Source organism: Pedobacter psychrodurus, assembly GCF_004331735.1.
GTDB classification, from domain to species: domain Bacteria; phylum Bacteroidota; class Bacteroidia; order Sphingobacteriales; family Sphingobacteriaceae; genus Pedobacter; species Pedobacter psychrodurus.
Genome location: NZ_SJSO01000039.1, coordinates 1 through 12,152 on the forward strand (window position 1 = coordinate 1; position 12,152 = coordinate 12,152).

9 protein-coding genes and 1 pseudogene are annotated in these 12,152 nt (G+C 38.7%); 4 read left to right on the top strand and 6 right to left on the bottom strand.

Annotated features, from left to right (window positions below; translation table 11 throughout):
- From EZ456_RS24515 to dapF, 5 genes and pseudogenes are all read right to left on the bottom strand, one after another.
- Positions 1-207, bottom strand: a pseudogene (locus tag EZ456_RS24515) (IS1182-like element ISMsp1 family transposase); the annotation flags it as partial.
- Positions 208-440: 233 nt separating this feature from the next.
- Positions 441-1,850 carry an efflux transporter outer membrane subunit gene (locus EZ456_RS24520; RefSeq protein ID WP_317130016.1) on the bottom strand — a complete coding sequence of 470 codons (1,410 nt, stop codon included), beginning with the start codon at positions 1,848-1,850 and terminating at the stop codon, positions 441-443.
- Between the two features lies 1 nt (position 1,851).
- Positions 1,852-5,031 carry an efflux RND transporter permease subunit gene (locus EZ456_RS24525; protein ID WP_131534789.1) on the bottom strand — a complete coding sequence of 1,060 codons (3,180 nt, stop codon included), beginning with the start codon at positions 5,029-5,031 and terminating at the stop codon, positions 1,852-1,854.
- A 49-nt stretch (positions 5,032-5,080) separates the two neighbouring features.
- Positions 5,081-6,250: an efflux RND transporter periplasmic adaptor subunit gene (locus tag EZ456_RS24530; RefSeq protein ID WP_131534791.1), complete on the bottom strand. Its 1,170-nt coding sequence runs from the start codon at positions 6,248-6,250 to the stop codon at positions 5,081-5,083.
- Positions 6,251-7,056: 806 nt separating this feature from the next.
- Positions 7,057-7,839: a diaminopimelate epimerase gene (gene dapF, locus EZ456_RS24535; RefSeq protein ID WP_131534793.1), complete on the bottom strand. Its 783-nt coding sequence runs from the start codon at positions 7,837-7,839 to the stop codon at positions 7,057-7,059.
- Between the two features lie 317 nt (positions 7,840-8,156).
- Between dapF and EZ456_RS24540 the strand changes: the two genes are divergently transcribed.
- Positions 8,157-9,707: a trypsin-like peptidase domain-containing protein gene (locus tag EZ456_RS24540; RefSeq protein WP_205945171.1), complete on the top strand. Its 1,551-nt coding sequence runs from the start codon at positions 8,157-8,159 to the stop codon at positions 9,705-9,707.
- 59 nt (positions 9,708-9,766) lie between these two features.
- Here EZ456_RS24540 and EZ456_RS24545 read toward each other — a convergent pair whose 3' ends face one another.
- Positions 9,767-10,111: a four-helix bundle copper-binding protein gene (locus EZ456_RS24545; RefSeq protein WP_131534797.1), complete on the bottom strand. Its 345-nt coding sequence runs from the start codon at positions 10,109-10,111 to the stop codon at positions 9,767-9,769.
- 460 nt (positions 10,112-10,571) lie between these two features.
- Here EZ456_RS24545 and EZ456_RS24550 point away from each other — a divergent pair, with 460 nt between their 5' ends.
- From EZ456_RS24550 to EZ456_RS24560, 3 genes are all read left to right on the top strand, one after another.
- A complete protein-coding gene (locus tag EZ456_RS24550) occupies positions 10,572-11,075 on the top strand; it encodes a hypothetical protein (protein ID WP_131534799.1) in 504 nt (167 codons plus the stop codon).
- Between the two features lie 391 nt (positions 11,076-11,466).
- On the top strand, positions 11,467-11,658 hold the full coding sequence (locus EZ456_RS24555) for a cold-shock protein (RefSeq protein ID WP_010599638.1): 192 nt from the start codon (positions 11,467-11,469) through the stop codon (positions 11,656-11,658).
- 257 nt (positions 11,659-11,915) lie between these two features.
- The coding region (locus EZ456_RS24560) for an ISAon1 family transposase N-terminal region protein (protein ID WP_131534801.1) at positions 11,916-12,152 on the top strand (237 nt) is incomplete at its 3' end.

Here is a 12,152-nt window from a genome sequence, read left to right on the forward strand (position 1 = left end):
CTTCAATAACATCCGCGGATGATAAGCTGTTGTTCCACCGCCTTTGTATTGGTTGATCAGCCCGCTGATATCCAGCGAATCAACAACAAGGTTAACCACCCTTACAAGATCATGTTCTTCGATTAACTCATCAAGCGAAGGAGGTAATAATAGAATTTGTTGAGGTTGGTAGCTTTTGAATTGTGCTGAACTTTGTATCTTAGCCATATAGTAAATTTCTTTCGCACTTAAATTTACTAAACAGCCGCTGCTTTTTCAAGCAACGGCTGTACTTTCTTATACCCTTTTTAGTCAGCCCCGGAATGACGATACCACGTATTCTGTCATCCCAACCCCTTTGTTTTTTCTAAAACTGACCTCTCAGGATGACGGCCTCCTATTAAACAACAAAAAAGGCATCCTGAAAATCAGAATGCCTTAAAAACTTGTTAATTATTGGTTTATTTCCAACCACCGCCTAATGCACGGTAAAGGTTTACAACTGACTGTAATTTTTGTAATCGATCATTAATGCCACTTAATTGAGCTGTTAACAAACTTTGTTCTGAAGTTAAAACATCAGTATAGTTCGTTGCCGAACTGTAACGTAACAATTCTTTGGTAAAATCTACCGCTTTGGTTAACGAGGCAATTTGTTTAGCCCTAGTTTCTTCTTTTTCTGTAGCGGTTTGATAGGCATACAGTGCGTTTGATACTTCCTGTCCACCGGTTAACAGTGTTTGTTGAAAGTTGTAAAAAGCAATTTGCTGATTAGCTTCAGCTGTTTTTAAGCGGGCTTTGTTAGCTCCTTTTGCAAAAATTGGCTGTGTTAAACCACCCACCAAATTATAGAAGATAGATTTGCTGAAAAAATCTTGCAATTGTAAGCTTGATAAGCCGCCTGTTGCAGTAATGGTTAAAGCAGGATAAAAATAAGCTTTCGCTACGTTCGTGTTTTCGAAAGCTGATCTGAAACCGAATTCGGCAGCTATTACATCCGGGCGGTTTTTTAACAATTGTGCAGAAACGCCAGTTTGTAGATTAGCATATGGTGTTTGCTGATCTAAGGTAGTGCGGTTAATCGCATTTGGCGCTTTAGCAACTAAAACACTAAGTGCATTTTCAGCCTCTTTAATACTTCTTTTTAAATCAGGTAAGGTTACCTGAGCAGCGTATAAATTAGCTTCACTCTGTACAACCGCTGCGCCATTAACTACAGCGCCTTGTTTTAAGGCTTTCATGGTTTCTACATCCTGCGTTCTTACTTTAATGGTTTGCTCGGTAATCGCCAACTGTTTGTCAAGTGCCAATAAAGTGTAATAATTATTGGCAATAGTAGCAATTAACTGGGTTTGAACAGCTCTTTTTGCCGCATCGCTTTGCAACAAAGTAGCGTAAGCGCCACGTTTTGCACTACTTAATTTCCCCCAAATATCAGCTTCCCAACTGGTGCTCAATTGTGCTTTATAAGTTTGGGTTTCCAGGTTGATGTTAATTCCTGCCGGAAAATTCTGTGCTGCTGCAGAAGCTTTATTGTCGGTTACATTTACATCGGCCTGTAAGCTTGGTAATAATGCCCCACGGCTTTGTATTAAAGTAGCTTCTGCAATTTTAATACGCTCGATGGCCTGTTTCAGGTCTAAATTTTCATTTATCCCCTGTTGGATCAGCGACTGTAAAGTGGTATCTGAAAACAATGTTTTCCATTGCAAATCGGCAATAGTAGTTGTGTCTGTTGTATTGTTATCACGGTATAAACCTCCGCTCTTTAGCTGCGGGCGCTCGTATTTTTTAGTTACGCAGGCACTAAGGCTGAGGATGGCTAAACCGATTAAAATGGAATGTTTATATCTAAAATTCATTTTCTTCATATTAATGTTTGCTATTAGCAGTAGCCAATTCGTATTCTTCTGGTGTTTGCTCATGCTCAATCCCTTCGTTAAAAGGTGATTTATTGCTTACACGTTCTTGTAAAGACTGGAAAACGATAAATAACGCCGGGATTACGAAAACCCCAAACAAAGTACCGATTAACATTCCGCCTACGGCACCCGTTCCGATCGATTTGTTCCCTGATGCACCTACTCCTGATGACAACATCAAAGGCAATAAACCTAAGATAAAGGCGAAAGAGGTCATTAAAATTGGGCGTAAACGTGCGGTTGCGCCATCAATAGCGGCGTTAACAATGCTCATGCCTTTTCTTCTTCTATCTACCGCATACTCTACAATCAAGATGGCATTCTTTGCGAGTAAGCCCACGAGCATGATTAAGGTAATCTGTGTATAGATGTTATTATCTACTCCGAAAATCTTATCAAAAACGAATACACCTGCCAACCCGATCGGTAAGGAGAATAAAACCGCTAACGGTAAAATATAACTTTCGTATTGGGCAGCAAGTAGGAAATAAACAAAGATCACACAAAGTAAAAAGATGAAAACGGTCTGACTTCCTCCAGCCATCTCCTCACGGGATAAACCTGAGAATTCGTAGCCATAACCAGTAGGTAAATGAATTGCCGCTTCTTCCTGTACTGCTTTTAAGGCATCACCAGAACTAAAGCCTGGGTTTGGGTTGCCTGTTACCGCTATCGAAGTAAACAAGTTAAAACGTGAGATAGCCTGTGGCCCATACACTTTTTCTAAATTGATAAACTCAGAAATGGGTGCCATTTTTCCACTTGCATTACGGACGTAAATACTCGTTAAACTTTGCTGATTGGCGCGATATTGGGCATCTGCCTGATAAATTACCCTAAACTGTTTTCCGAATTTATTAAAGTTTGAGGCATAAACACCACCAAAATAACCCTGAAGTGTAGCTAAAACATCACTAACAGTTAAGCCTGCCTGTTTAACTTTTGCCACATTTACATCAATCTGATACTGTGGGAAATTAGGGTTAAACGAAGTTGATGCATACTGGATTTCTGGGCGTTTACTCAATGCCGCCAAAAATGAATTACCCACATCGTTGAATTTTTTAATGTCGCCACCGGTTTTATCCTGTAACTGAAATTCGAAACCACCACTTGTACCAAAACCTTGAATGGTTGGTGGGGCAAAGAAAATAATTTTTGCACCTTTTATGGTTGCTGCCTTGGCAAAAAGCTCACCAATAATGGCTTTAACGTCACGTTTACGCTCATCCCATGGGATTAACCTACCGATAACCATACCGTAAGAACTGCCCGAGCCACTGATTAAACTTCGGCCAACAACCCTTAACGAGTTTTTAATTTCTGGAACGGTGTGCGCAATACTATCGATCTTTTTGATTACAACATCTGTTTCTTCCAATGATGTTCCTGCTGGTAATGAGATATCAGAGAATACTGTTCCCAAATCTTCATTTGGCACAAATCCTTTCGGCGTCGTGTTCATCGTCCAGATTAAGAGCACGGTAAAGAATGCGATCCCTACACCAACCAACCATTTTGTTCTTGATAGGAAGCCTACCGATTTTTTATATTTTCCCGTTACCGCATCAAAGGAAGTATTAAAAGCATCGTAAAAACGGGTTAAGAAGTTTTTAGATTTTTCGTGTTCTTCTTTGTGTGGTTTTAAGAAAATCGCACACAATGCCGGACTTAACGTTAACGCATTAATCGCTGATAAAATGATCGAAATGGCAAGTGTTAAACCAAACTGTTTATAAAATACTCCTGATGAACCTGAGATAAAACTCACTGGAATAAATACCGCCGCCATTACCAAAGTGATCGAAATAATCGCACCACTAATGTCGTCCATCGCATCTATTGTTGCCTTTCTGGCATCGGTATACCCCTCATCCAGTTTAGCGTGCACAGCCTCTACCACCACAATCGCATCATCTACCACAATACCAATGGCGAGTACGAGTGCAAATAAAGTTAATAGGTTGATGGTAAATCCAAATAGACTCAGGAAAAAGAAGGTACCAATAATCGCTACCGGAACACTAATGGCCGGAATTAATGTTGAACGGAAATCCTGTAAGAAGATAAACACCACCAAAAACACCAGGATAAAGGCCTCGATTAAAGTGTGGATTACTTTTTCAATCGAAGCATCAAGGAAATCGTTTACGTTTACCAAAGTGGTATAGTGAACACCTTTAGGAAAAGATTTTTGCGCTTCATCTAAAGTTTTGATCGAGTTTTCGATAACCTCCTTCGCATTAGATCCTGCAGTTTGGTTAATCGCGATACCTAAAGCTTGTTTTCCGTTAAATTTAACCGTACTGGCATAACTCTGTGCACCCAACTCTATCCTTGCCACATCTTTTAAGCGGAGAATCTGTCCATTAGCGTCAGCTTTAATAATGATGTTGCTAAATTCAGACTCATCTTTTAAACGGCCGGTATATTTTAAAGTATATTGAAATGCCTGATTGCCCTGCTCTCCAAACTGTCCTGGGGCCGCCTCTACGTTTTGTTCCGCTAAAGCAGCATTAACATCGCTAGGGATCAAGCCGTAAACAGCCATCACGTCAGGCTTAAGCCAAACACGCATGGTATAATCCATCTGTCCGAAAGCACTTGCATCACCTACACCGTTGATGCGTTTAATCTGCGGGATGATATTGATGTTTGCATAATTCTGTAAGAATTTCTGATCGTAAGAAGGATCGTCGCTGTAAATACCAAAGATCAATACGTTACTCGCTTGTCTTTTTGCAGTAATTACACCCGATTTTGTTACCTCTGCAGGCAATAAACTCGTTGCACGGGCCACCCTGTTCTGTACGTTTACCGCAGCAAGATCGGGATTGGTACCCAACTTAAAGTTTACGGTAATGGTTGCAGTACCATCATTACTGGCGCTCGAAGTCATATAAGTCATGTCTTCCACACCATTTATTTGTTCTTCGAGCGGAACAACAACGCTATTCATTACCACATCTGCGTTGGCACCCTGGTAGGAGGTAGAAACCTGAACCGTTGGCGGGGCAATTTCGGGGTATTGTGAAACCGGCAACGTAGCTAGACCTAAAACACCGAGAATTACGATGATGATGGATATAACCGTTGATAAAACCGGTCTTTCTATAAATTTCTTAAACATAATTAATATTGATTACACTGATACAGTGTGATTGTCACTGATTATATTGTTATTTTTTGATATCAGCATAAACTGAATCAGCACTTTTTTCTTCAGGTTTAATTTTTGTTCCATCTTTTAATGATTGAAAACCCTCCAGAACAACTTTGTCTCCAGTTTTAAGCCCTTTGGTTACCACATAGAATTTGCCTTTGGCCAATTCCATGATCTGAATTTCTGTGCTGATTGTCTTGGCCGAATCGCCTAAAACATAAACGAACTTTTTGCCCTGTAAATCGATTGTTGATTTCTGAGGAACCAAAATGGCATTGTCTACATGCTGAGGAATCCTAACCGAAGCACTTGCGCCATTTTTTAACAATGAAATCGGATTGGGGAAGGTTGCCCTTAAACTTGCCGAACCAGTGCTGGTGTTGATCTGACCATTAATGGATTCGATTTTACCGTTCTGTGCATAGATGGTGCCATCAGCCAAAACCAGGCTTACCGCTGGGATGTTCTTCATCTGTTGTGCAAGGGTATTTCCTTTATAAATGTTGGAAAAATCTAAAAGCTGTTTCTCATTTAATGAGAAATAAGCATACACTTTCGAGGTATTGGAAACAGTAGTTAAAGGCTGTGCGCTCGAGCTACTCACCAAACTTCCATTTCTAAAAGGGATACTGCCAACTACGCCATCAACAGGACTGGTAATCGAAGTGTAACCTAAGTTAACCTGTGCGTTTACCAATTCTGCTTTTGCTTGTGCCAGTGCAGCTCTTCTGCTTTGAAGCGTTAACTGCGCCGCATCCAGATCGTATTTGCTAATGATATCTTTCTCTACCAAAGGTTTGGTTTTGTTTACCGTTAACTGAGCTGCATTAACATCGGCTTCTGCACTGCTGATTGCAGCTCTTGCAGTTCTTACCTGTTGCTGGTACTGCGGTGCATTAATGGTGAAAAGTAATTGACCTTTCTTAACTACAGCACCTTCATCTACCAATATTTTTTCGATAAAACCATCAACTTTCGGACGGATATCGATGTTTTGAATACCTTCAATTGTTGCAGGATAATCAGAATCTAAGGTTGTATTTTGTGTATTTACTGTAAAAACAGGATAAGCTTGTGGACCAGCTGCTGCTGCAGCGGCAGCTTTTTTAGCTGCATCGTTATCTCCGCAGGATGCCAAAAGCATACCAATGCTTACGCTAAAAAAGAGAGTTGTTACTTTTCTCATGGGTATTTCTGTGTATTTAAATTTAAATTTCCGGAATTAAGGGCGTTGTCAAAAAAATAAGACTTCGATTTTCGCCAATAAGTGCCCAAAAATAGAGCCTAATAAAAAATAAATCTGTCCGAATTCTGTCATTTAATCAATCGATTGATTTATTTTTAAATTTAAAACATATCGGATTTCCTTTAAAGTGCTGTTGTAGATTGTGTTGTCGTATTTTTTGGCATGAAAAACAGTGTGTAAATATCTTGCGACAGATGTTAAAAGCTGTTAAATTCAAAGGAAATATACGATTTTTATTAGAATAAATGTTGAGTATTTTAGTAAACAAAATGCTTGATGATGTCTGTTTTACACAATTCTTTATCCAGTTGCTATCCCGTCAATAAGATCATCAGATTTTCACTATTAAATTGTAAAGAGTCAAAAGATTTGGGCGCTACCCAATCCCCGGAAATGGGGAAAGGGTCAGGCTTTTCAGGGCTACGCTTCGCTCCGGTACCGATGAAAGATCGGTACTGAACCCTTACAATCCCTAGCGCAAAACACACCGCTTTAAAGACCTCGCAGGTTTCTCAAACCTGCGAGGTCTGGATGTCCGGTCGTGCTACTACCAATTTTAAATAAACCCGATCGGAGGCGGTATTCCGATTTTTCATCGGAATTTAGCAAAGAGCGGGACCGAAAGCCCCGATGAAAAACTGTTTCTTGTTTTCCAAAAGAATAGAAATTTCAAAAAAAAACCGGACTCCATAACTGAATTCGTGATTTATATTTTTTTAAAAAACTAGGTGGTTTGCAAAAGAAGTTTATTCCACTTCTCCCTCAAAAACCAATTTGGCTGGGCCACATAAAAATACATTGGTAAATTCCTTACCGTCGTAATCGAATTCTATTTTAATATCGCCACCCAAAACTTTAATGGCTGTTTTAATATGACCGGTTTGGTTTTTATGTTTCGCCATGGCCATGGCTACAGCGGTTACCCCAGTACCACAGGCATACGTTTCATCTTCAACACCGCGCTCGTAGGTGCGCACAAATAAATGATCCCCTTTGTCTTCTACAAAGTTTACATTTATGCCTTTTTCTGCATAAGTTCCATTGTAGCGAATGTCTTTTCCAACAGTAAAAACATCAAAGTCTTTTAAGTTGCTTTGTAAGGCAACATAATGTGGCGAGCCAGTATTCAGTACATAAGCTTCGCCATCTTTGGTAATGGTATCTACATCAATCATTTGTAAATCAACCCACTCTCCGTTTTCTGAAATTCTGGCATAATGTGGACCATCTACTGCCAAAAAGTTTGTTTCGCGGTCAATAATTCCGAGTTGTTTGGCAAAGGCAACAATACATCTACCACCATTTCCACACATGCTGCCTAGCTTACCATCAGCGTTAAAATAATGCATTTCAAAATCATAATCCTCATGTTTGGTAATGAACATTAATCCATCAGCACCAATACCAAATCTTCTATGGCATAGTTTTTCAACTAATTGATTATCAATATTTTTTAATGGACTCATCGTGTGGTCTATTAAAATAAAATCGTTGCCTGCGCCTTGGTATTTAAAGAAATTAATTTTCATGAAAGCTTCATTTTTTAATGCAATATTTGAGTTGCAAAAGGTAATAAGCGGTTTGTGTTTTTTAATTTAACATTTTTTAACACTAAACTAAGTGCTTTGAGGATACAAATATCGTTTATATGGTATTAAATTTGAATAAACTTACGAAAGAAAATTTGAGCAGATAAAAACTGCCTGAGCATTCTGCTTAAATCAAAGTGAAAATGCTCTCGCAAATAATAACATTTAACAAATGATTATATAAGCTAACCAAACAATTAGCTAGCAAATAAGCTTATAATAAATCATGACTTTAAATAATAATAATATATAAACACATGAAAAAAATATTAGGAATTACCGTGTTGGCTGCTTTTATAGGTGGGGCAGCAGCAATTGGAGGTTACAAACTATTTGAGCGTAACCAAACAGGCAGTACAATTACTGAAAAACAGGACTTATACTTCGCAAATAATCCACTTAAAGTATCATCAGCTGGATCAACAGATTTTACGCAGGCAGCAGCAGTAGTTGCACCCGGAGTGGTCCACATTAAAACAACATACGCCGCACAAGGTGGCGGTAGCAGAAGTTCGTCTCCGTTTGATATGATGGAAGATTTCTTTGGTGGCGGTGGCCGTCAAATGCAACGTCAGCCTAGAGCGGCATCGGGTTCTGGTGTAATTATTAGTCAGGATGGTTATATCGTAACCAATAACCACGTGGTAGAAAATGCAGAGAAGGTTGAGGTAGTTTTAACAGACAGACGTAAAGTTGAGGCAAAAGTAATTGGCCGCGATCCGAACACAGATTTAGCTTTAATTAAAGTAAATGCAACTGGTTTACCTGTAGTAAAAATGGGTAACTCAGATAATGTGCAGGTTGGAGAATGGGTTTTAGCCGTTGGTTTCCCCTTAGATTTAAATACTACGGTAACAGCTGGTATTGTAAGTGCGAAAAACCGTAGCATTGGTATTATCGGTCGTGAGCAACAAGGCAATGAAATTACAGAAGAGGAATATCGCGAATACCAACGTACTGGTAAAAGACCAGATCGTCCGGCAAATACCAGTATCGAATCATTTATCCAAACAGATGCTGCCATTAACCCAGGTAACAGCGGCGGTGCCCTTGTAAATGCAAATGGCGAATTGGTAGGAATTAACTCAGCAATCGCTTCACAAAGCGGATATAATCAAGGTTATGGATTTGCAATTCCCGTTAACCTAGCCCGTAAAATTGTAGATGATTTTATGAAATATGGTTCAGTTAAACGTGGTTACATTGGTGTTAACTTTGTGCCCTTAAGCGGTGAAGATAAACCTGAAGGCATTAAAACCAACGAAATAAGTGGTTTATATGTGAATGATGTTGTTGCTGGTGGTGGTGCTGCAGCAGCTGGTATTAAATCGGGCGACGTAATCAAAAAAGTTGATGGAGTAGTGATCAACGATTCACCTGATCTTCAGGAAAGGGTTGGCCGTTTAAATCCAGGCGATAAAGTTAAATTAACGGTGTTACGTGATGGTGCGCTTAAAGATTATAGCGTTACATTAAAAGGCGAAGCCAGTGTTGGCTTAACTGCGAAAAATTCAACGAGCAAAGGTGCTGAGGTTTCGAAATTAGGTGCAACTTTTGCGCCGGCTACCCAAGCACAGAAATCGAAATATGGCATTAATAGTGGTGTTGTAGTAACCTCGGTAACCACAGGAAAAGCTTTTGATAATATCGGAGTTGAAAAAGGTTTAATCATTACCAAAGTGAATGGACAACCTGTAAATTCTGTAGCTGATGTACAAAAAGCATTGCCTTTAGGTAGAAACAACATGGTGAGTATTTCTGGTGTTGGCGAGCAAGGTTCATATAACTATAGCTTCCCTGCCCAGTAATTGATCTGATAAAAAGTAGTTTTTAAAAGCGTCCCAATGTAAAATCGGGGCGCTTTTTTTTAATCCTGATGAATTGGTTCGTGATTGGCATGGCAAGCGTCTGCACATTCTTCGCAGGCAACAGCACATTGTCTGCAGTGTTCATGATCGTGTTTGCCACATTCAGCTGCACAAAGCCTGCATATTTCTTCGCAAAGCAATAAGTATTGGTGCCCGATAATTGAATCTCTTTGCAATAACCTGGCCGCCTGGGTACAGATATCTGCACAATCCCTATCGAGTTTAATACAGTCAATCATCATGTTGATGTTTTCTTCTTTTAAGCAGGACGATGCACAATGTTCGCAAGCTAGCGCGCAATCTAGTAAAGCCTGGATTAAACCATAGTTGTTTCTCGTTTCCATATCGTTAAGATTTTGGTTATAAATGTTTTGTTTATTAATAACCTGTTGAAAATTAAACTGTTTTAAAAATTTCGAATTGGGGGCTGATTCTGACTCCATGATCTATGGCTCACCGATCAGCGCATTATATTTTTTGCCACGGAGACACAGATTAACACGGATAATTTGTCATCCTGAATGCAGTGAAGGATCTACATTAGTTTGTTTAAGTTCTGTGTTTCATTGGAGAGGGATTCTTCAGTGCATTCAGAATGACAGTTTTTCGCTAGTCCATTTGTTAAAATATCTTAAATAACAGGTCGTTCAGCCAAATCTTTGTACTCAAAACAATATTCATCCGTTTTTCATAATCAAGATCTAGTTTCGCTATTTACCGATTGATAATCAGCGTTTACCGATACGCTATAAATTAATTTTTTTTATTGTCCCACATTTGAATCAGCAACAAAAACCGAATATTATGGCTTTAGCTCGCATTAACCTTAGCGTAAAACAATATTTCAATTTCATGTGCAGAACAGATTTTGAAAGACGGATATTTCACGATACTTACAAAGAATTTCAAAAAAGATCAAAAATATATAGCTTGGATCAACACCTCCATACCTTTTCTCAGATGCAACAAGCCAGCGAAAAGGCAAGCGCGCTAAACCAAAAACTTCAGTATTCGGTAATGAACAGCATTGCTTCATTAGAACATAAAATGCCTGTTTTAAGCGATCTCGAAGATCATCCGATCCTTTTCGATTGGGCTGAATTGCACATTTATGCTTCCGATCTGTTAAATAAAGCAGCGCATGTGGTTTCGATCACCTATACCAGTCCGCAATTAATTTTACACGAAATCATTGGCGATTTGTTAATCTTAAGCTATGATGGTAAAGCGCACGAAACATTAGTGATAAGAATTACCGAAAGCCTGATGATTAATTATGAGCAGCACGAAAGCCTGGTTTATAGCTAAATTACCTAATTCTTTCCAGCTAGCCAGAAAAATTATCGGTAGTTTATAGCATGCAATAATTTAAAGCACCAACTTTAATTATCCAAAGCAGCTTGGCTTTTGTTTCTAACTTTTTCGCTTTTGTTCATCCAAAAAAACAATCGAAAGAAAGCAGTTTCTGGTTATGGGTCTTTTTTTTAGGGCGAAAAGATGAAGCGAAGGTATGTTTTGAGCTTAAATTGTTGATAAAACAAGGCGATAAATCCAGTGCTGGTGGGTTAAATCAGGCCGTTCAAAATGGCTTAAAGGGCAAATAGTCAATATATTTAGCATTTATTTATATAATAAAAAAATAAAAAATTGATTTATAGGTATTTAACTCTATCTTTGGAACAAATTAAAATACAATATAATGCAACAAGGAACAGTAAAATTTTTTAATGAAACTAAAGGTTTCGGATTTATCACTCCATCTAATGGCGATGCCGAAATTTTTGTTCATGCTTCAGGCTTAATCGATAACATTCGCGAGAATGATACCGTAAACTACGATGTAGAAGAAGGTAGAAAAGGCCTAAACGCGGTAAATGTTAAAGTAGCTTAAGAAAACTCGAACACATAAATCGTAAAAAGTCCCGATGCAAATCGGGACTTTTTTTGTGGAATCAACTATTGGATTATCGATACTCGCCTTTATCTACCTGCCAAATTTTTGCTGATCTCATCGTCAGCAAAATCTAAAGAAAGATCATTGTTGGTTAAAACAATTCCTTTTTTATCGACTAGAAAGAAGTAAGTAAGGATCAAGCAAAAAAGTTGGGGAGTTGAAAAGTTTATTTAATTTTGTTCAACATTATTATTTTGGACACCTCGATACTATCTTTTATACTCCCTGAAGGCTTAACCGAATACTTTGAACTTGATAGGTTTGAAGTTACTGAAGGCTCTTATCATATTTATCTTTTAGAAAAAAACATTCATCCTGAGGAATATTCAGGTGAGAAATTGATTTCTAAAGGCTTTTTCGATGAAATTACCGTTCGTGACTTTCCCTTACGTGGCAAGCCTTGTTTTTTGAAGGTAAAGCGGCGCAAGTGG